The 21,189-nt window shown below is 36.6% G+C and carries 15 protein-coding genes and 1 riboswitch; all 15 genes read left to right on the top strand.

The annotated features are described in order from the left end of the window. The first annotated feature begins 90 nt into the window (after positions 1-90). The 15 genes from G3A47_RS04865 (at position 91) to G3A47_RS04795 (ending at position 21,187) form a co-directional block, all read left to right on the top strand. Positions 91-1,335, top strand: coding sequence for a sulfate adenylyltransferase subunit 1 (locus G3A47_RS04865; protein WP_166920936.1), 1,245 nt, complete (start codon positions 91-93; stop codon positions 1,333-1,335). A gap of 143 nt (positions 1,336-1,478) precedes the next feature. Next, positions 1,479-3,569: a HEPN domain-containing protein gene (locus tag G3A47_RS04860; protein WP_166920934.1), complete on the top strand. Its 2,091-nt coding sequence runs from the start codon at positions 1,479-1,481 to the stop codon at positions 3,567-3,569. Further along, positions 3,562-4,338: a uroporphyrinogen-III C-methyltransferase gene (gene cobA / locus G3A47_RS04855; RefSeq protein ID WP_166920933.1), complete on the top strand. Its 777-nt coding sequence runs from the start codon at positions 3,562-3,564 to the stop codon at positions 4,336-4,338. Before G3A47_RS04860 ends, cobA begins: the two co-directional genes overlap by 8 nt. A gap of 41 nt (positions 4,339-4,379) precedes the next feature. Next, positions 4,380-4,961 carry a precorrin-2 dehydrogenase/sirohydrochlorin ferrochelatase family protein gene (locus G3A47_RS04850; RefSeq protein ID WP_166920931.1) on the top strand — a complete coding sequence of 194 codons (582 nt, stop codon included), beginning with the start codon at positions 4,380-4,382 and terminating at the stop codon, positions 4,959-4,961. Between the two features lie 93 nt (positions 4,962-5,054). Further along, complete coding sequence (locus tag G3A47_RS04845; RefSeq protein ID WP_166920929.1) at positions 5,055-6,107, top strand: NAD(P)/FAD-dependent oxidoreductase; 1,053 nt, start codon at positions 5,055-5,057, stop codon at positions 6,105-6,107. Positions 6,108-6,223: 116 nt separating this feature from the next. Beyond that, a complete protein-coding gene (locus G3A47_RS04840) occupies positions 6,224-6,400 on the top strand; it encodes a hypothetical protein (protein WP_166920927.1) in 177 nt (58 codons plus the stop codon). A gap of 127 nt (positions 6,401-6,527) precedes the next feature. Continuing rightward, positions 6,528-6,644: riboswitch (SAM riboswitch) on the top strand. A gap of 280 nt (positions 6,645-6,924) precedes the next feature. After that, positions 6,925-7,926, top strand: coding sequence for a homocysteine S-methyltransferase family protein (locus G3A47_RS04835; RefSeq protein ID WP_166920925.1), 1,002 nt, complete (start codon positions 6,925-6,927; stop codon positions 7,924-7,926). 110 nt (positions 7,927-8,036) lie between these two features. After that, positions 8,037-10,712 carry a methionine synthase gene (gene metH / locus G3A47_RS04830; RefSeq protein WP_166920923.1) on the top strand — a complete coding sequence of 892 codons (2,676 nt, stop codon included), beginning with the start codon at positions 8,037-8,039 and terminating at the stop codon, positions 10,710-10,712. Positions 10,713-10,884: 172 nt separating this feature from the next. After that, complete coding sequence (gene metF / locus G3A47_RS04825) at positions 10,885-11,841, top strand: methylenetetrahydrofolate reductase [NAD(P)H] (RefSeq protein ID WP_166920921.1); 957 nt, start codon at positions 10,885-10,887, stop codon at positions 11,839-11,841. Positions 11,842-12,119: 278 nt separating this feature from the next. Beyond that, positions 12,120-12,773, top strand: coding sequence for a class I SAM-dependent methyltransferase (locus G3A47_RS04820; RefSeq protein WP_166920919.1), 654 nt, complete (start codon positions 12,120-12,122; stop codon positions 12,771-12,773). Between the two features lie 101 nt (positions 12,774-12,874). Then, on the top strand, positions 12,875-14,098 hold the full coding sequence (locus tag G3A47_RS04815) for a dicarboxylate/amino acid:cation symporter (RefSeq protein ID WP_166920917.1): 1,224 nt from the start codon (positions 12,875-12,877) through the stop codon (positions 14,096-14,098). 91 nt (positions 14,099-14,189) lie between these two features. Then, positions 14,190-15,593 (top strand): pyridoxal phosphate-dependent decarboxylase family protein, encoded by a 1,404-nt coding sequence (locus tag G3A47_RS04810; protein WP_166920915.1) that lies wholly within the window; start codon positions 14,190-14,192, stop codon positions 15,591-15,593. 629 nt (positions 15,594-16,222) lie between these two features. Further along, entirely contained in the window at positions 16,223-18,580 is a 2,358-nt protein-coding gene (locus G3A47_RS04805) for a TonB-dependent receptor (protein WP_166920913.1), read from the top strand. Between the two features lie 72 nt (positions 18,581-18,652). Continuing rightward, positions 18,653-19,900 carry a DUF4374 domain-containing protein gene (locus G3A47_RS04800; protein ID WP_166920911.1) on the top strand — a complete coding sequence of 416 codons (1,248 nt, stop codon included), beginning with the start codon at positions 18,653-18,655 and terminating at the stop codon, positions 19,898-19,900. A gap of 114 nt (positions 19,901-20,014) precedes the next feature. Then, positions 20,015-21,187, top strand: a complete 1,173-nt coding sequence (locus tag G3A47_RS04795; RefSeq protein WP_166920909.1) for a PepSY-associated TM helix domain-containing protein — start codon at positions 20,015-20,017, stop codon at positions 21,185-21,187. The last annotated feature ends 2 nt before the right edge of the window (positions 21,188-21,189 follow it).

Raw genomic sequence — 21,189 nt, 5'->3', positions numbered from 1 at the left:
AAAAGATTTAAAATTTGGTGAAAGCTTTAGAGGAACTTGTAACCTGAAACCTGAAACAAAATTTTAAACCTGAAACAAAACAAAAACAGAATGGACGTTTTAAAAATAGCAACAGCAGGAAGTGTAGATGACGGAAAAAGTACTTTGATCGGAAGGTTATTGTACGATACAAAATCATTGACAACAGATAAAATTGAGGCAATCGAAAAAAGCAGCAAGCAAAAAGGATACGATTATCTTGATTTTTCGTTAGCGACAGATGGTTTGGTAGCAGAAAGAGAGCAGGGAATCACGATTGATGTAGCGCATATTTATTTTTCGACTGCGAAGAAAAGTTACATTATTGCCGATACTCCGGGACACGTAGAATATACAAGAAACATGGTTACGGGGGCTTCGACTTCGCAAGTTTCAATCATTTTGATTGATGCCAGAAAAGGCGTTATCGAGCAAACTTACCGTCACTTTTTTATCAATAATTTATTGAGAGTAAAAGAGGTAATTGTAGCGATTAACAAAATGGATTTGGTGGATTATTCAGAAGAAGTTTTCAATAAAATCAAAGCCGATTTTCAGGAATTAAATGCTAAAAGTACATTCAAAGAACAAAATGTAAGTTACATTCCGTTAAGTGCAATTAATGGCGGAAACGTAGTGGACAAATCAGAGAAGATGAGTTGGTATGACGGACAAACTGTTTTAGAACATTTAGAAGGATTGCATTCTTCGGATGTTTTTGAGGCAGGGAAAGCGCGTTTTCCGGTTCAGACAGTGATTCGTCCTAAAACAGAAGAGTACCATGATTTTAGAGGTTATGCCGGAAAATTATATGGGAACTCAATTAAAGTTGGAGATGCCGTGACTGTTTTGCCTTCATTAACAGAATCAAAAGTGACCAAAATTCACTTTTTCGATAAACAGTTTGATGAGGCCGTTGCAGGTTCTTCAATCACAATCGAATTAGAAAACGATATCAATGTGACAAGAGGAGATATGATTGTAAAATCAGCAGAGCTTCCAAAAATAGAAAAAGATATCAATACTACAGTTTGTTGGATGGACAGTAAAAAACTGGTTCCGGGAACAAAATATATTGTGCAACATAACACCAACCGTGTTTTGGCAAAAGTGGAGAGTATTAAAAATACAATCGCAACAGACTATTCGGGAACCACTCCGGCTTCACAGTTAGCGATAAATGAAATTGGAGAAGTAAGTATCAAATTGAGTAAACCTTTATATTTTGATGCTTATAACGATAATAAATCAAACGGTGCTTTTATCTTAATTGATACCGCAACGAACACAACAGCAGGAGTTGGATTTATTCGATAAAAAAGCGATATGCTTTAGGCTTTAAGCTTTAAGCAAAATGCATAACAAGATAATTTGAGCTTAAGGCCTATTGCCTAGAGCCTAAAGCAAAAAAATAAAAGTCAGCTTACAGCGTATAGCCTGGAGCCTAAAGCGAAAAGAAAATGGAAAGTTTTAGAACAGAAATAGAAAATCCGATAGTTCAGAAAGAGATTATCGATCTTGAAAAAAAGATTCACTTATTCCGTGGGGGAAAAATTGATGATGAGCGTTTTCGTAGTCTTCGTTTAGCACGAGGTATTTACGGACAACGTCAGGAAGGCGTTCAAATGATTCGTATTAAATTGCCATATGGTAAAGTAACGAGCGAACAGTTGGTGCGTATTACTAAAGTTTCAGACGAATATTCTACAGGTCGTTTGCATATTACAACGCGTCAGGACATTCAGATTCACTATGTAAGTTTGGACAGAACTCCTGAACTTTGGGCAAATTTGGCTAAAGATGATATTACGTTGCGTGAAGCTTGCGGTAATACCGTCAGAAATATCACAGGAAGCGAATTGGCAGGTGTAGATGTAAATGAACCATTTGATGTTTCGCCTTATGCACATGCCTTATTTCAATACCTTTTAAGAAATCCGATTTGCCAGGAAATGGGACGTAAATTCAAAATTTCGTTCTCTTCTTCTGATGAAGACACTGCTTTGAGTTATTTACACGATTTAGGATTTATCCCTAAAATTGTAGATGGACAACGTGGTTTTAAAATTGTTTTCGGTGGTGGATTAGGCTCACAGCCGGCTCATGCTGAATTGCTTTCAGAGTTTGTTCCTGCCAATCAGATCATTCCAACAGCGGAAGGAATCGTTCGTATTTTTGACAGATACGGTGAACGTGCGAAAAGAATGAAAGCACGTATGAAGTTTCTAATCAAAGAAATTGGAAAAGATGTCTTTTTGGATTTAGTTGAAAAAGAGAAAAAAGCAATCGCTTTTGAAACCTATGAAATTGATACTACCGATTTTGATGGTCCGATTCCGGAACCTTTGTTAGAAGTTCCGCAAGTAACTATTGAAGATACGGCAGCTTACGAAACCTGGAAGGAATCGAATGTAATTGCGCAGAAACAGAAAGGATATTATGCTATTGGAATCAAAGTTTTATTAGGTGATTTTTATACGGATAAAGCAAGATTATTAGCCGATTTAATAAAAAATTATGCAGCAAATGAATTGCGTTTTTCATTGCGTCAAAATATTGTGCTTCGCCATATAAAAGAAGAGAATTTACCTTTCTTTTATCAGGAATTAGCCAAATTGGACTTCGTTCATTTGGGATATAATTCTACGGCGGATATTACTGCGTGTCCGGGTACTGACACTTGTAATTTGGGGATTGCGAGTAGTACCGGGATAGCAGAAGAGTTAGAAAGAGTGATCAATGCAGAGTATCCTCAATACAGAAACAACCGTGAAATTGAAATAAAAATCAGTGGTTGTATGAATGCCTGTGGACAACACAACATGTCTGCAATCGGTTTTCAGGGAATGTCTATCAACTCCGGTAAACTGGTAGCACCGGCTTTGCAGGTTTTATTAGGAGGAGGAAGATTAGGAAACGGAGAAGGACGTTTTGCCGATAAAGTAATCAAAATTCCAAGCCGTAGAGGACCGGATGCCCTGCGTGCCATTCTGAATGATTTTGATGCCAATGCAAACGGACAAAAATTTCTGAATTATTACGATGAAAAAGGAGAAAAATACTTCTACGAAATATTAAAGCCTTTAGCAGATGTAACCAATTTAACAGAAGCCGATTTTGTAGATTGGGGGAATGCAGATAATTATGTAAAAGCAGTTGGAGTAGGAGAATGTGCCGGTGTTGTTATAGATTTGGTTGCCACTTTATTGTTGGAAGCAAAAGACAAACTAACATTTGCTCAGGAATCATTCGACGAAGGAAAATGGTCGGATGCTATTTACCATGCTTACGCAGGATTTGTAAATGGCGCAAAAGCTTTATTGCTTGCCGAAAATGAAAAAACAAACAATCACGCCGGAATTGTTGATTTGTTTGATAATGTTTTTGTTGTAACTTCTAAAATAGAATTGGCAACAACGTTCAAAGAATTAGTATATCAAATCAATCAGAAAGAGCCTTCAGAAGCTTTTGCAAAACAATACATTCAGGAAGGAATTGCTTTTTTTGATACCATAGAAAAATATAGAGCTCAAGAATTAGAAAATGCTTAGTACAATTAAACCCAAAGTAACTTTAGTAGGTGCCGGTCCCGGAGATCCGGATCTGCTTACACTAAAAGCCGTTAAAGCACTTGCTGAAGCGAATGTGGTTTTGTATGATGCATTGGCAAATGAGGAAATTCTTTCTCACGCCTCAAAAGAGGCGATTACCATTTTTGTTGGAAAAAAAATGGGGAATCATGCGTACACTCAGGATCAGATCAATCAGTTGATTGTAGATAATGCCTTAACGTATGGTAATGTAGTGCGTCTTAAAGGAGGAGACCCTTTTGTTTTCGGACGTGGGAGTGAAGAAATTGAATTTGTAGAAAGTTTCGGAATCCCGACATTTGTTGTTCCGGGAATCTCATCAGTAGTGGCGGTGCCGGCAAGTCAGGGTATTTCAATTACAAAAAGAGGTGTTTCAGAAAGCTTTTGGGCAATTACAGGGACAACATCAGACAGAAAATTGTCTTCAGATGTCGCTTTAGCAGCACAATCGTCTGCAACGGTAGTGATTTTGATGGGTATGCACAAATTGTCTCAGATTATTAGTTTGTTTCAGAAAGAAGATAAAGGGAATTTACCGGTTGCAATTATTCAAAACGGAACAACTGCCGAAGAAAAAGTAGGTGTAGGAACAGTAGATTCAATCTTAAATGTTGTAAAAGAACAAGGTTTAAGCTCACCCGCCATTATTGTTCTTGGGGAAGTTGTTCGCGAAAGCAATAAACTGAAAGGGTTCTACGAAGAGTTTCTGTTAAAAGAAATTGCAGGATAAAGGGAAAACATCGTACTTTCATGCGATGTAAAGGAATTAAAATGGAACAAAACGAATTATATCCAATATTTTTAAAAGTACACAATCTGAATGTCCTTATTGTGGGAGGTGGAAATGTTGGACTGGAAAAGCTCTCTTTTTTATTGAAGTCGAGTCCGAATGCCAAGGTAGAGGTGGTGGCAAAACATTTTCATCTTGAGATTAAGGTTTTAGCAGAAAATCATCCTTCGCTTAAATTGACTCAATCGAGATTCAAAAAAAAGATGCTTAAAAAACGTCATATGGTTATCGCTTGTACCGATGATTTAAAAGTCAATAAAAGAGTATACGATTTATCCAGAAAGCGTCATTTGATTTGTAATATTGCCGATACACCCGATTTATGTGATTACTATTTGGGTGGAATTGTAACCAAAGGAAATGTAAAAATTGCCATTTCGACCAACGGAAAATCTCCTACCACAGCAAAAAGGCTTAGAGAATTTTTTGAAGAAGTGATTCCGGACGATATTAATAAAATGGTTGAAAACCTAAATGAATACCGGAAAACGTTGAAAGGCAACTTTGAAGATAAAGTTAAAAAAATGAACGAGATTACCGCTTCATTAAAAAATAAAGAGTAAAAAAACAGAAGAAATGAATGATATAAATCATTGAAAATAGAATAAATTATTCGTTTCTTTGTATTATTAAGAATGATTATAAACAACAGTGTAATGATTAAAACAGATATACTAATTATTGGAGCAGGACCAACAGGTTTATTTGCCGTTTTCGAGGCAGGATTATTAAAATTAAAATGCCATATTTTAGATGCACTGCCACAAGCAGGGGGACAACTTTCAGAATTGTATCCAAAAAAACCAATCTATGATATTCCGGGATTCCCTGAAGTATTAGCAGGAGATTTAGTTGATGGATTAATGGAACAAATCAAACAATTTGAACCGGGCTTTACTTTAGGAGAGCGTGCTGAAACCATCGAAAAGCAGGAAGACGGAAGTTTTATCGTGACTTCAAACAAAGGAACTCAATTTCATGCGCCGGTTATTGCTATCGCCGGAGGATTGGGAAGTTTTGAGCCTCGTAAGCCTCTAATCGAAGATATCGAGTTTTATGAAGACAAAGGAGTAAAATATTTCATTAAAAATCCGGAAAAATTCAGAGATAAAAAAGTGGTTATTGCTGGAGGAGGAGATTCAGCTTTAGACTGGAGTATCTTCTTGGCTAATGTGGCTTCAGAAGTAACTTTAATTCACCGTAGAAATGAATTTAGAGGAGCTTTAGATTCGGTAGAAAAAGTACAGGAATTAAAAAGTGCAGGAAAAATTAAATTAATTACGCCGGCAGAAGTAATCGGAATCAATGGAGCAGAACACGTTGAGTCTTTAGATATTGAAGAAAACGGAGCACACCGTAAAATTGAAACAGATTATTTTATTCCACTTTTCGGATTGACTCCAAAATTAGGGCCAATCGCGGACTGGGGATTAGAAATCGAGAAAAATGCGATTAAAGTAAATAATGCTTTGGATTACCAAACTAATATTCCGGGAATCTTCGCTATCGGAGACGTTAATACCTACCCTGGGAAATTAAAACTAATCCTTTGTGGTTTCCACGAAGCGACTTTAATGTGTCAGGCTGCCTACGGAATTATCAATCCGGGTAAAAAATACGTTTTAAAATATACAACCGTTTCAGGTGTTGACGGTTTTGACGGAACCCGTAAAGAGGCTCCTAAAGCAGTTGTGAAAGCAATTGTTTAGTTTTTAGATACTGAGGGTCTAAAATACTGAGACACCAAGTTTTGAATAGTACAAAGCTCAAACTTTAAATAGTTTGGGCTTTTTTTGTATATTTAAGTTCTGCTAATTTTATCGCAATGGGCTCAGAAAGAAAAAACTATAATAACATTGATCCTCAAAAAGATTGGTTTGATGATTGGTCAGAAGAAGAGCAAATGGAAATAGAGATAGGCATCAACCAAGCAGAAAAAGGGGAGTTTACTGACCACAAAGAAGTCATGAAAGTATTCTTGAAATATAAAACCAAACAGTAAAGCTCCGTTTTTTTAACCTTAGAATCTTAGCTACTTAGCCCCTCAGAAACTTAAATAAAAAAATAGCTTTAATACTTGCAAGTATTAAGGTTATGTCTTTACTTTGCACTGTTCATAATTTTATTGACAGTTATCACGAAAGGCGGAGGGAAAGACCCAATGAAACCTTAGCAACCCTTTATCATAAAGAAGGTGCTACATTCTACTTACTACCAATACACATGGTATTTAAGATAGATAACACAAATACATAAAGTATTTCTCAAAACTTTTCCTGACAAACTTATACAATTATTTTACCGAATGCATTTTGGTATCATGAGCGAATCATTGACGCCTTTTTTCCGTCATCGGTTCCCGCTTTTTGTTGCAATCTTTTGTTTTTAAAGAAAAAACAAAAGGATTTCCACTTCAATCGGGGCTAAAGAGGCATGATAGTGCGCTCTTGGAATAATTTATATAAATTAAAATAAAATTAAATCTGATGGGTTTCAAAAACCCGTCAGGTTTAAATAAAATACGATATGTCAACAATACAAGAAGCAATTAAAAAAAATATCCTAATCCTTGACGGAGCAATGGGAACGATGCTGCAACGCTATAATTTCTCTGAGGAAGATTTTCGCGGAGAGCGTTTCAAAGATTTCCCGCATCCCTTAAAAGGAAACAACGATTTACTATCCATAACACAACCACAGGCAATTCGCGATGTTCACGCCGCTTACTACGAAGCAGGTGCGGACATCGTCGAAACCAATACTTTCTCGGGAACTACAATTGGTATGGCCGATTATTTTCTGGAAGACCTGGTTTACGAATTAAACTACGAATCAGCAAAAATTGCCAGAGAAGTAGCCGACGAATTTACCGCTAAAAATCCGGACAAACCTCGTTTTGTAGCCGGTTCGATAGGGCCAACAAACCGTACAGCAAGTATGTCACCGGACGTAAATGATCCGGGCTACAGAGCTGTAACTTTTGATGATCTAAGGATAGCCTACAAACAACAAGCAGAAGCTTTAATGGATGGCGGATGCGATTTACTTTTAGTAGAAACGATTTTTGATACCTTAAACGCAAAAGCAGCACTTTTTGCAATCGAAGAAGTAAAAGACGAACGCAATATCGATATTCCGATCATGGTTTCAGGAACGATTACAGATGCATCAGGAAGAACACTTTCGGGACAGACGGTTGAAGCTTTTTTGATTTCGGTATCACATATTCCGTTATTGAGTGTTGGTTTCAATTGCGCTTTAGGAGCAGATTTATTGAAACCGTATTTAAAAACATTATCGCAACACACGTCTTTCAACGTTTCAGCACATCCAAATGCAGGTTTGCCAAATGCGTTCGGACAATATGATGAAACACCTGAGCAAACTCAGGCCTTCATCAAAGAATATTTAGACGATAATTTAATCAATATAATAGGAGGTTGTTGTGGTACAACTCCGGATCATATTAGATTGATTGCCGAGGTTGCCAAGGATTATAAGCCACGTGTGGCTCCGGTATTTACCTAAAACTCCGTTCCTGCTGTGACGTTTCAAAAAACTTCACAGGAAAATAAAATATAGAATAAAAAAAACTTAGACCCTAAGCCCCTTAGGACCTCAGTAACTTAAAAAAAGAAATGACAGAAAATAGAAGAGACCTTGTATTATCCGGATTAGAACCATTGATTATAAAACCGGATAGTGTTTTTGTAAACGTTGGAGAACGTACGAATGTAACAGGTTCAAGAAAATTCCTGCGTCTGATCAAGGAAGAGAAATACGACGAGGCGCTTGATATTGCAAGACAACAAGTAGAAGGAGGAGCACAAATCATCGATATCAATATGGATGAAGGGATGCTCGATGGTGTTCAGGCAATGACAAAATTCCTGAATCTAATAGCATCAGAGCCGGATATTTCGAGAGTTCCAATTATGATCGACAGTTCGAAATGGGAAATCATCGAGGCGGGGCTTAAAGTTGTACAGGGAAAAAGTGTAGTGAACTCCATTTCGTTAAAAGAAGGAGAAGAAGCCTTTATTCACCATGCCAAACTAATCAAACGTTACGGAGCAGCGGCAATCATCATGGCTTTTGACGAAGTAGGTCAGGCTGATAATTACGACCGTAGGGTCGAAATCTGTCAGCGTTCGTACGATATTTTGGTCAATCAGGTTGGTTTTCCGCCGCAGGACATCATTTTCGATTTAAATATTTTCCCCGTTGCCACCGGAATGGAAGAACACCGCTTAAATGCTTTGGACTTTTTCAGAGGAACAAAATGGGTTCGTGATAATTTGCCTCATGCCCATATTAGTGGTGGAGTTAGTAACGTGTCCTTCTCTTTTAGAGGAAATGATACCGTTCGTGAAGCCATGCACTCCGTGTTTTTATACCACGCGATTAAAAACGGAATGACAATGGGAATTGTAAATCCGGAAATGCTTTCGATTTACGACGATATTCCAAAAGACCTGTTAGAACACGTAGAAGACGTAATTCTGGACAGGCGTGATGATGCTACCGAAAGACTTTTAGACTTTGCAGAGAATGTAAAAGGAGAAGTAAAAAGTGATGAAAAAGCGGTTCAGGAATGGCGTTTAGGAACCGTTCAGGAACGTATTACACATTCCTTAGTAAAAGGAGTAGATTCTTTTATTGAAGAAGATGTAGAAGAAGCCCGTTTAGCAGCAACAAAACCAATTGAAGTTATCGAAATTAATTTGATGACCGGAATGAATGTGGTTGGAGATTTATTCGGAAGTGGAAAAATGTTCCTGCCACAGGTTGTAAAATCGGCACGTGTAATGAAAAAAGCCGTTGCCTATTTATTGCCTTTCATCGAAGCCAGTAAACAAGCCGGAGACAAACAAGGAAACGGAAAAATATTGATGGCAACCGTAAAAGGAGATGTTCACGATATTGGAAAAAATATAGTGTCGGTAGTATTGGCTTGTAACAATTACGAAATCGTAGATTTAGGGGTAATGGTGCCTCCGGAAAAAATTATTGCGGCTGCGATCGAACACAATGTAGATATTATCGGATTGAGCGGATTGATTACGCCTTCGCTTGACGAGATGGTTTATCTGGCTAAAGAGTTAGACAAGCAAGGGATTAAAATTCCGATTATGATTGGGGGAGCAACTACTTCGCGTGCGCATACCGCTGTGAAAATTGCACCACAATACAGAGAAACGGTAATTCACGTAAACGATGCTTCGAGAGCGGTGACTGTTGCCGGAAATCTGTTGGATCATAACCGAAAAATATACGCAAGTGATATTCGGGCAGAATACGATTCTTTCAGAGAGACTTTTTTGAATCGTTCAAGAGACAAAAATTTCCTTTCGATTGAAGATGCCCGTAAAAATAAATTACAATTGGATTGGGAGGAATATACTCCGGTAAAACCAAAAGTAATTGGCAAACAAATCATTGAAGTCGAATTAGACGTTTTAGTTCCCTATATCGACTGGACGCCATTTTTCAGAACCTGGGAGTTGTTCGGAAAATATCCGGCAATTTTAACCGATGAGGTTGTGGGGAAAGAAGCAACATCAGTTTTTAAAGACGCTCAGGAAATGTTGGCCGTTATTTTAGCAGAGAAAAAATTAACGGCAAAAGGGATTTACGGAATTTTTCCGTGTAATCAGGTAGACGATGATGATATTGAATTGCGTGATGAGGACGGAAAAGTGTTAGAGAAATTTTTAACATTACGTCAGCAATCACAAAAAACAAAAGGAGCACCAAACATTGCTTTGTCGGATTTTATTTTACCAAAAGATTCAGGAGTAACAGATTATATGGGCGCTTTTTGTGTAACAACAGGTTTTGGCGTAGACGAATGGGCAGCTGAATATGAGAAAGATCTTGACGATTATAATTCTATTATGGTAAAAGCGTTGGCGGATCGTTTTGCGGAGGCTTTCGCTGAATATTTACACGAACAGGTTCGTATGGATTATTGGGGGTATGATCCCGGTGAAACCTTATCAAAAGAAGATTTGATCGAAGAGAATTATAAAGGAATTCGTCCTGCTCCGGGTTATCCGGCATGTCCGGATCACTTAGAGAAACCAACGATCTGGAAGTTGCTGAATGTAGCCGAAGAAATTGGAGTAACCTTAACCGAAAGTATGGCAATGTGGCCGGCATCGTCTGTTTCAGGCTATTACTTCGGAAATCCAAAAAGTAAATATTTTGGACTGGGAAAAATAAAAGAGGATCAGGTGGTTGATTATGCCAAAAGAAGAAGTGTACCAACCGATTACGCCATGAAGTGGCTTAATCCAAACATAGCAGACTAGAAAAAAGTTTTTTTTAGTTTCAGGTTTCATGTTCTCAGATAACTTGAAACTTGAAACCTGAAACTAAGAGAAATCTAAAGAAAGAAGATTATTTGATTTACGTTTTTTGATTCAGATTTTTTACAACAAGCTCAAATTCAAAACTCATAATTCATAACTCATAATTTTAAAAATGAAAGTAACAGAACATATAGAAAACGCCAAGGGGAACACATTATTTTCGTTTGAAATTATTCCGCCTCAAAAGGGGAAAAGTATTCAGGAATTATATGATAATATCGATCCGTTGATGGAGTTTAAACCGCCGTTTATTGATGTCACTACTTCACGTGAAGAGTACATTTACATTGATAAAGGGAATGGGCTTTTAGATAAAAAACTGACTCGTATGCGTCCGGGGACACTTGGAATTTGTGCTTCTATAAAACATAAATATAATGTTGATACAGTGCCACACTTGCTTTGTGGTGGATTTACACAGGAAGAAACAGAATATATGTTGGTAGATTGTCATTATTTGGGAATCAATAATTTAATGGCACTTCGTGGTGATGCGATGAAAGATGAACAGTCTTTTGTGCCAAAGGTGGGAGGAAACAGTTATGCCATAGATTTAGTAAAACAAATCAATGAGCTGAACCAAGGGAAATATCTGCATGAGGTAATGGATATCGATAACAAAGCCGATTTTTGTATTGGTGTTGCGGGTTATCCGGAGAAACATTTAGAATCTCCTTCCTTGCAATCTGATTTAAGAAGATTAAAAGAAAAAGTAGATGCAGGAGCAGATTATGTGGTGACACAGATGTTTTTTGATAATGCAAAATATTTCGAGTTTGTGGCAAAAGCCAGAGAAATGGGGATTACCGTTCCTATTATTCCGGGGATAAAACCAATAGCGGTAAAAAAACATTTGCAGATTTTGCCACAGATTTTCCGTATTGATCTTCCGGAAGATTTGATTCATGCTGTAGATCAATGTAAAAATAATGCCGAAATAAAGCAGGTAGGAGTAGAATGGGCGATCCAGCAATCTTTAGAATTAAAAGCAGCCGGAGTACCTGTTTTGCACTATTATTCAATGGGAAAATCAGAAAATATTCGCCAGATCGCGAGTCGTATTTTTTAGAGAAGGCCCTATTTATGTCATTCCGACGAAGGAGGAATCGCACAGAGTAATTCGACAAAGATTGGCGGCATTCTGCATGGAGCTTTTAGTGTGCTTTGTCATTCCGAAGAATGAGGAATCACACCAGTAATTCGGCAAAGATTGGCGACATTCTGCATGAAGTTTCTAGTGTGATTTACTTCGTCTGTTCGCTATCGCTCGGGTCTCCTACGTCGAAATGACAAACGTGGCTTAGAATTTGGAGTTTTTTAAATTTTGGAATTTAATATTCAATCCGTATGAAACAAGAAGAATTACAGGCAATAGCCGCTCAGTTAAAACATCCAACAGGAGAAAAAGGAATTGAAATGGCCAATATGATGCATGAAACCAACATCAGCATGACGCGTCATTCGATTCAAAATCTGAATGTTTCTAAAGAAAATAAAATTCTGGAATTGGGTCACGGAAATGCGGGACATTTAGAATTTATAATGGATCAGGCTGAAAAGTTGGTTTATTACGGACTCGAAATGTCGGAATTAATGTTTCAGGAAGCCCGACAGATCAACAGGAATTTTGTTTCTCAAAAACAGGCCTTCTTTTTGCTTTATGACGGAAATGTGATTCCGGCTACCGATGCCTTTTTTGATAAAATTTTCACTGTAAATACGCTTTATTTTTGGCAAAAACCGGAAGAGTTACTTTTGGAAATTTACAGGGTTCTAAAACCAAACGGGACTTTCTGTCTGACGTTTGCAGAAGAGAGTTTCATGAAACAACTTCCGTTTACAGCATACGAATTTACATTGTACAGCACTGAAAAAGCTCAGCAATTGATTGAGAAAACGGCTTTTAAAATAGTGTACAAGGAAACACTGACCGAAAAGATAAAAAGCAAAACCGGCGAATTGGTCGACAGAGCTTTTACCACTATCGTATTAGAAAAATAACAAAAAAAGAGCTTATTGGTTTTGGTGCGCTTTTTTTGAGTAATTTAATTGATTTTCTATTCTTAGTTTTTATTTCTGAATCCTAATACTTTTTTAAAATTATGGAGGTTAAAAAAATCAATTTCCTAAAAAGCTACAGTAGTATTCTATTGCTTTTAGGAGGTATCATTGCAGGAAGTATTTTAGGTTTATTGTTTGGTAGCAGAGTTGAGGTGATAAAACCGCTTGGAGACATTTTTCTTAATTTGCTTTTCACGGCAATTATTCCGCTTATTTTTTTTACAATTGCTTCTTCAATTGCCAATTTAGAAAAAACAGAAAGACTCGGAAAATTGTTTGTCATTATGGTGCTTGTTTTTCTCGCAACCCTATTGATTTCGGCTATTGTAATGATTTTGGTCGTTTATTTTTTTCCTATTCATCAAGATATAATTATTTCTAAAGTTCCTTTAGAAAATATAAAATCCGGTAGTATTGGTGAGCAAATAGCGCAATTGGTTACGGTAAATGATTTCTTTGAATTATTGTCCAGAAAAAGTATGCTGGCGCTTATCATTTTCTCTTTTTTAATTGGTTTTGCAAGTTTGCAATCCGGAGAAAAAGGAAAGAGTTTCAGAAGTTTTTTAGATTCAGGTAACGAAGTCATGAAACAGTTATTGAATCTGATTATGAAACTGGCCCCAATTGGTCTGGGGGCTTATTTTGCCTATCAGGTTGGTGTTTTTGGCCCGCAATTATTTGGCGTTTATGCAAAACCTTTAGGAATTTATTACGGAGCCTGTATCTTTTACTTTTTTGTCTTTTTTAGTCTGTATGCTTTTATAGCAGGAGGGAAAAGAGCCTTTGTGGTATTTTGGAGTAATAATATAACGCCGGCTTTAACAGCAGTGGGAACCTGCAGCAGTATTGCTACAATTCCTGCAAACCTTGAAGCAGCTGAAAAAATGAATATCCCGAATCATGTACGGAATTTAGTTATTCCGCTCGGTGCGCCTTTGCACAAAGACGGATCGAGTATGTCTTCGATACTCAAGATTACAGTTCTTTTTGCCATGTTTGGAAAAGACTTCACCGAACCTTCCACAATTCTTTTAGCATTGGGAATTACCGTAATCGTTTCGATTGTTGAAGGAGGAATTCCAAACGGAGGTTATATCGGAGAAGTTCTGGCCATAACGGTTTACGGGCTTCCAATGGAGCAGGCTTTGCCGGTAGCCATGATTTTAGGAACCCTTGTTGATCCGATTGCGACATTGCTAAATGTTAACGGTGATTTAATCTGTTCGATGATGATTTCCCGTTTTTCCGAAAAAACCAAATGGTAGCTTAATTTTCTACATTAAAATCTTTTATTAATTTGCTTAATCTGTAAAATCTGCGCGCTGTTTTTTCAGATAGGCACTAAACCACTATAGAATGAACTCAGTACTTCAGAAGGATTTAAATGATTTTGAGAATATACTTGAAAAAGTAAAACAACACGGGATTGGTTTCTTAAACAATCTTGAAAATATCCCCACCTCTACTAAAGCAACAATTGGACTGGACCGTGAATTAAACAATTTAGGTTTAGGATCATTAGAAGCGTTAGCAGAATTTAATAAACAAATGGCACCTTTAATGGTTGCTTCACCCGGACCAAGGTATTGGGGATTTGTAACAGGCGGATCAACACCTGCATCTATTGTTGGAGATTGGCTGGCCTCAGTTTACGATCAAAATGCACAATCGATAAAAGCGCAGGGAGGCGCTTCAGCTTTAATAGAGTTTGAAACGATCGATTTATTATTGCAGTTATTAGACCTGCCAAAATCTTTTATGGGCGGATTTGTAACGGGAGCAACAATGTCTAATTTTACCTGTTTGGGAATTGCAAGACAATGGTTTGGCGCTCAATTTGGGAAAGATTTTGCTAAAAACGGAATCTCAGAAACGATCCATATTTTTACAGCAACACCGCATTCTTCTGCTGTAAAATCATTGGCGATGCTCGGAATTGGAAGTCAGAATTATACTGTCGTTAAAACCTTGGAAGACAATCGAGAAGCCATTGATGTTGTCGATCTCGAAGAACAAATTAAAACCTTAAACGGAAAGTCTTTTATTTTAATTTCAAGCGCCGGAACAGTTAATACGGCTGATTTTGATGATTTTGAAGCCATTTCTAAATTGAAAGAAAGATACAATTTCTGGTGGCATATTGATGCTGCTTTTGGAGGTTTTGCAGCTGTTTCAGAGAAATATAAACATTTGGTTGACGGTTGGGAAAATGCAGACAGTGTTACCATAGATTGTCACAAATGGCTTAACGTGCCATATGAAAGTGCTTTTTACTTAGTTAAAAAAGACCATGTTAATTTACAGATTGAAACTTTTCAGAACTCTAATGCGCCATATTTGGGGAATCCGTTGGAAAATTTTAATTATTTAAATGTGTTGCCGGAGAATTCACGTCGCTTAAGAGCGCTTCCGGTTTGGTTTTCTTTATTGGCTTATGGGAAGGAAGGTTTTTGTGATATTATAGAAGACAGCACAAGATTGGCCTTGCATTTTGGAAATGCGCTTATCGAAGACGGGAATTTTGAACTTCTGGCACCGATTCGTCTTAATAATGTTTGCTTTACTTTAAAAGGAGATCACAACCAGGAAAAAGTAGCTTCGTTTTTATCGCTTCTTAATGATAGAGGGAAAGTATTTATGACGCCAACAGTATATCAAAACCGAAAAGGAATACGTGCTTCTTTTGTCAATTGGAGAACGACCGAAAATGATATTAAAATTGTAATCGAAGAAATGAAAGCCACTCTTTTAGAAATCTAGAATTAAAATTTAATTCGTGGAAATTCGTGTAATTCACGGTAAAAATCTTAGCCACAAATTACACAAATTTCCACGAATTGTTTTGTTTTTACTGCGAACTTAATTGTTGAGTGGTAACTATGACTCAGAAAAGAAATCTCTATAATCAGTGAAATCTGTGGCAGTTCTTTTTATATCTTGCCACAGATTAAAAGAATTAAAGTGATTATTTATAAGTTTTTAAAACTGGATTTGTGAAAATTCGTGAAATTCGTGGCTAATTTTTTTTGCTTCCAATTTCACGAATTTTCACGAATTTTTTTTGATTGATAATTGCGATTCGGAAATAGAGTTTCTTTTTTTTAACTTTTTGAAAATCCCGTTTACTACTGTAAACGGGATTTTTTTTTGATTTTTTGTAGGGTTTTTAACAAAGCATTTTATTTAGATTTAACTGTTTTTGATATTTATGTTTAATAAAATTTTAATTTTTGTTTAATGTGAACTTAAGATTTGTCTAATTTTTAATAATATCTCATTTTAAACGTTAAATACTATTCTTATTTAGAATAATTAAAAATAATTTGGAAATAGCATTTTCTGAAGTTAATTTTGTGCCAAATTTTAATACTCACCACAAATTTTAGCTGATGCAGATAAATAGAATAGTAATCTTAGTACTGATTTTCCTGACTTCAATTCAAGGTTTTTCACAACAAAAAAGAGTAAATTTAAAGGGTATTGTTCTGACACAGAGCGGTCAGCCGGCAGAAGGTGTTTCAGTAGCATTAAAAGGAACACGCTATTCAACTTTAACAAATGAAAAAGGAGAATATGAGCTTGTTGCTGAGCCGGGCAATTATACCCTATCAATTAGTTTTGTTGGATTTAAGTCAAAACAAACAAAAATAAGTTTGGAACAATCCGATAAAGTTATTCCAACAATAGAAATAGAAGAAGATACTGCTGCTTTGGACGAAGTTCAGGTAGTAGGAAAAACAAAGGTGCAGCGGGTTAAAGAGCAGGCATTTAATATTTCTTCAGTTGATTTAAAACATTTGTACAATACATCGGCAGATTTAAATCAGGTTTTAAACACAACTACAGGTGTTCGTGTGCGTGAATCCGGGGGTATGGGATCTGAGTTTAAATTTTCTGTGAATGGTTTTGCAGGAGAGCAAATTAAGTTTTTCCTCGATGGAATTCCGATGGATAATTATGGATCTTCCTTTACCTTAAATAATATTCCGGCTACGATGGCTGAACGAATTGATGTTTATAAGGGAGTTGTGCCAATTGATTTGGGGGGTGATGCACTGGGAGGTGCTGTTAATATTGTCAGCAATAGAAGTATAAAACACTTCGTGGATGCATCCTACAGTTTTGGATCGTTTAATACACATAAATTTTCAGTCAATACCAGATTTACAAGTAAAAAGGGTGTAGTGGCCAATATTCTTGCTTTTGGTAATTATTCTGATAACAGTTTTGAAGTTGATGCCCGAATTCCAGATTCTTTTTCAGGTGTATATGGACCAATACAAAAATTAAAGCACTTTCATGATGGCTATAAACAGGGAGCAATCATGGCTGAAGTAGGCGTTAAAGATAAAAAATATGCAGACTACTTAATGTTTGGAATGGCTGTAAGCGCTAATAAAAAGGAAATCCAGCAAGGAACTACAATGTTAAGAGTGGTTGGTGATGCGTTTACGGATAGTCAGAATTTTGTACCCTCTTTAAAATATAAAAAGGCAAATTTGTTTACTAAAGGTTTGACGGCAAGTTTAGCCGCGTCTTATAACGTCTCGCAAGACCGCGTGGTTGATACTTCATCAGCGCGATATGATTGGTCCGGTAATTATTCCATAAAAAGTTATGATAGTGGAGGGGAAATTAATTCGGTTAAAACTTTAATGGTGTTTAACGTCAAATCGCTTCAGAGTAATGCCAACTTGAAATACGAGTTAAATGAGAATAATGCTTTTGCTCTTAATTATACGATTTTAAACTACAAACGTAAAGAGGACAATGAATATTCAGATAAAGACACGCCCAGAGAGCCTTTTGTTAATAAAAATATTTTAGGTCTCTCCTATAACTTATCCGCACTGGAAGGTAGATTTTCATACACTGCGTTTACAAAAATGTTTGACTTAAAAGGGGAAATTGAAAAGCAAGACGGGAGTATAACAAAACCGATGTTTAATGATATCGGATATGGTACTGCGGCAGCTTATTTTGTTATTCCGGAAGAATTTCAGATTAAAGCATCTTATGAGCATGCTTTCAGATTGCCTTCAGCTCTTGAGTTATTGGGTGACGGAGGATATAGAGTAAATCCAAATCCGGATCTTAAAAGAGAGGTTAGTGACAATTTTAATCTTGGTTTTGCTTATAAAAAAACTTTCGGGGTTCATTCATTAGGATTGGAAACCAGTTTTATTTACCGCCAGGGAAATAATTTTATACAACCCGGAATTGATCCCGCTGATGCCACTAAAAGTATAAGCAGGAATTTCAAAAACATTCAGGTTACCGGAGTTGATGGTGTAGTCCACTATGGCTACAAAGAGTGGTTTACCTTTGATGCAAACGCCACTTATCAAAAGAAATTGAATATGGATGATTCTGCTCAGCCCGGGACGAATCAAACAAACGATTTGTATAAGACACAAGTGCCAAATGAGCCTATTTTCTATGGAAACGGTAATTTAGGATTTCATTTCAAACAATTAAAATTTAAGGATGACTTCCTTACTTTTAATCTGTCAGCTACTTATTCTGATAGTTATTACTTGCGTCCTCCGACTCTGGGAGGAGAAAATAAAAAAGAAATTCCGGAACAACTTTATTATTCTGCAGCTTTAGCTTACACACTTAAAAATGGACGTTACAATATTGCTGTTGAATGCCATGATATTACAGATGTAATGCTGTTTGACTATTATAATGTACAGAAACCGGGAAGATCGTTTACACTGAAGTTGAGATACTTCTTTATGTAGCCCGGAAATTAAAAAAACACAAATCCTAAATCTGTTAGTAAGGACAGATGAAATTAACTAAATTTAAGTAAAATGAAAACAATTAAAAGTAAAAATCTATTAGCAGTATTGTTACTGTCTGTTACACTATTTTCATGTAGTAGTGATGATTCAAATTCAGATCCGGCGCCAATCACAGAAGATGGCAGTAAGTATGTTTTAGGGTATCAAACCGCAACATGGAATAGTAATTATATGTGGAGTTTCGAATCATTAGACCAATTAATGACCGGTACTGTTGATATGACCGGAAAAGGAATTGAGCAGGGAGGTTCTTATATTCCCCTAGCCAATACAATGTTTGCTTGTGACAACGAAGTAGAAGGAGCAGCCCCATTTTATTTAAATAGCGCAAGTAAACTGGTGGCCGGAAATCGTGTTTTTATCGAATCTACCTTTGCTTACGGTGTTACAGATGATAATAAATTATTAATAGTTGGTGCATCCTGGGGAGGAACTTCAACGGATAATGAATTAATTGTTTATGATCCGGCGAAAGAGGCTATTACAAGTCGTAAATTTAACAGTTTTGCAACAACTAAAGGACGTTTTGATTTTCCTACTGGTGTAACTGTTGTTGGAGATAAAGTGTTTGTATCAGTATTTGATAGAGACGCAAGTGAAAATTGGGATATTGATCAGAAAAAGGCATACATCAGAGTTTACGAATACCCATCTTTAAACTTTGTTAAGAGAATTGCTGATCCGCGTACTACTGCAGTTGGTATGTATTATACAAATACAGGGATCATCCGTACAGATTCAGGTAATATTTATAGTTTTTCATCAAATGCTCAGGCGGCAGGTTATAAGGCGATCGCAGAGTCACATTCGGGAATTCTTCGTATCAACAAAGGTCAAACAGAATTTGATGCTTCTTACTTCTTTGATCTTGAGGCAAGCTCAATTGGTGGTAAAGTTTTAGCAGCATACCCTATTGGAGGAGAAAAAGCATATATCGTTTATGTACCTACAGCAGACGATACTGTTTCGTGGGGATTCCTTAATCATGCTTCTTATAAATTTAAATCGGCAATTGTAGATTTACCGTCTAAAAAAATAACTCAGGTAACAGGATTACCCGGACATGCAGGGGATAGTTATTTTGGTGTTGGAAGTTTATATGCTGAAGGTGGTAATGCTTACAAAGCTTTTGTAACAAAAGATGAGGTTCGTATATACAAAATCAATCTTGAGACAGGTGTAGCAACAGCAGGAGCAAAAGTAACCGGAGGAGGAACTGATATCTCAGCGATTACAAAATTGAAACCTAGAAAATAATTTTTATTTTCTTATAACCAGAAAACCACATTATCTATGTTCTTTTGTGGCATTGATAATGTGGTTTTTTAAATGCTGAAGAACTCCATTTATCGTCAAGCAAAATATTCTATAATGACTGTTATTAAAAAACAAATAGGAAAATCACAAAAAAAAGGAAAATCACGCTTTAGTAAAATTAATGCCTGGTTGCATTTATGGCTTGGACTTGCTTCCGGAATTATTGTTTTTATAATGGGAATTACGGGTTGCATACTGGTTTTTGAAGAAGAAATCAGAGCATTCACCTCACCATGGTTGTATGCTGAAGCCAAAGATTCGGAACAATTACTGCCGCCCTCTAAGATTTATAGTGCAGTTCAGAAAGCACTGCCGGGAAAAGAAATACACGGTTTATGGTACAATGGTTTAGATAAAACAATAAAAGTCGATATTGAATCGGATTCATTGCTTTATGTAAATCCTTATAACGGTAAGATTACCGGAATTGTAGACCATGAAGATTTTTTCCATATCATAGACGAAGGACATCGTAATCTGTGGTTAGATCGCGAAATTGGATCGCAGATCACGGCCTGGGCGACCTTTATTTTTTTCTTTTTGTTAGTGAGCGGACTTATTCTGTGGTTTCCCAAAAAGTGGAATAAAACCACTGTCAATACAAGTTTTAAGGTAAAATGGGATGCGAAGTTCAAACGATTAAATTACGATCTCCATAATGTAATGGGATTTTATGTAATTCTTTTGGCTGTCCTTATTTCTTTTACCGGTATGCTGATGAGTTTCCACTGGCTTAGAGAGAGCACGTATTGGATCAGTGGTGGCTGGGCCGATGAAAAAGATAAAAAAGAACAGCTTGCTCCGGTTAAAAAGGATGCTTTATCCGTACAGCAAATGAATAAACTGGTTGCTGCCGATTTTATTTGGAAAAAAGTACGTACCGAAATAGCCAAGGAAAACAAAGAAGCGGTTATTATTCATTTTCCGGATGATCCAAAAGAAGATTTTTACGCCTGTACCGATATGCATAAGGGAATTTGGAGGGATTTGTATTTTGATTCAACAACTTTAAAGTTACTTCCAAATTCAGAAAAGTATATTGGTAGCGAACGTTTTTCAGATTGGTTAATGCGTTCCAATTACAGTCTCCACATAGGAGCGATAGGAGGATTGTCAACCAAAATTATATATTTTTTAGCCAGCCTGATCTGTGCCAGTCTACCGGTTACCGGTTTTTATATCTGGTGGGGAAGAAAGAAAAAAAAGCCCGTGGCTGTTAAATCCTGAGT

The sequence above is a fragment of the Flavobacterium poyangense genome (genome assembly GCF_011751075.1).
Taxonomy (GTDB): domain Bacteria; phylum Bacteroidota; class Bacteroidia; order Flavobacteriales; family Flavobacteriaceae; genus Flavobacterium; species Flavobacterium poyangense.
The sequence above is the reverse complement of the archived record's forward strand: the minus strand, read 5'-3'. Positions and strand labels throughout refer to the sequence as shown.

Excerpts from the sequence above, each read along its gene's own strand:
- G3A47_RS04865 (WP_166920936.1), top strand. The coding sequence starts at position 91 with ATGGACGTTTTAAAAATAGCAACAGCAGGAAGTGTAGATGACGGAAAA.
- G3A47_RS04860 (WP_166920934.1), top strand. The coding sequence starts at position 1,479 with ATGGAAAGTTTTAGAACAGAAATAGAAAATCCGATAGTTCAGAAAGAG.
- cobA (WP_166920933.1), top strand. The coding sequence starts at position 3,562 with ATGCTTAGTACAATTAAACCCAAAGTAACTTTAGTAGGTGCCGGTCCC.
- G3A47_RS04850 (WP_166920931.1), top strand. The coding sequence starts at position 4,380 with ATGGAACAAAACGAATTATATCCAATATTTTTAAAAGTACACAATCTG.
- G3A47_RS04845 (WP_166920929.1), top strand. The coding sequence starts at position 5,055 with ATGATTAAAACAGATATACTAATTATTGGAGCAGGACCAACAGGTTTA.
- G3A47_RS04840 (WP_166920927.1), top strand. The coding sequence starts at position 6,224 with ATGGGCTCAGAAAGAAAAAACTATAATAACATTGATCCTCAAAAAGAT.
- G3A47_RS04835 (WP_166920925.1), top strand. The coding sequence starts at position 6,925 with ATGTCAACAATACAAGAAGCAATTAAAAAAAATATCCTAATCCTTGAC.
- metH (WP_166920923.1), top strand. The coding sequence starts at position 8,037 with ATGACAGAAAATAGAAGAGACCTTGTATTATCCGGATTAGAACCATTG.
- metF (WP_166920921.1), top strand. The coding sequence starts at position 10,885 with ATGAAAGTAACAGAACATATAGAAAACGCCAAGGGGAACACATTATTT.
- G3A47_RS04820 (WP_166920919.1), top strand. The coding sequence starts at position 12,120 with ATGAAACAAGAAGAATTACAGGCAATAGCCGCTCAGTTAAAACATCCA.
- G3A47_RS04815 (WP_166920917.1), top strand. The coding sequence starts at position 12,875 with ATGGAGGTTAAAAAAATCAATTTCCTAAAAAGCTACAGTAGTATTCTA.
- G3A47_RS04810 (WP_166920915.1), top strand. The coding sequence starts at position 14,190 with ATGAACTCAGTACTTCAGAAGGATTTAAATGATTTTGAGAATATACTT.
- G3A47_RS04805 (WP_166920913.1), top strand. The coding sequence starts at position 16,223 with ATGCAGATAAATAGAATAGTAATCTTAGTACTGATTTTCCTGACTTCA.
- G3A47_RS04800 (WP_166920911.1), top strand. The coding sequence starts at position 18,653 with ATGAAAACAATTAAAAGTAAAAATCTATTAGCAGTATTGTTACTGTCT.
- G3A47_RS04795 (WP_166920909.1), top strand. The coding sequence starts at position 20,015 with ATGACTGTTATTAAAAAACAAATAGGAAAATCACAAAAAAAAGGAAAA.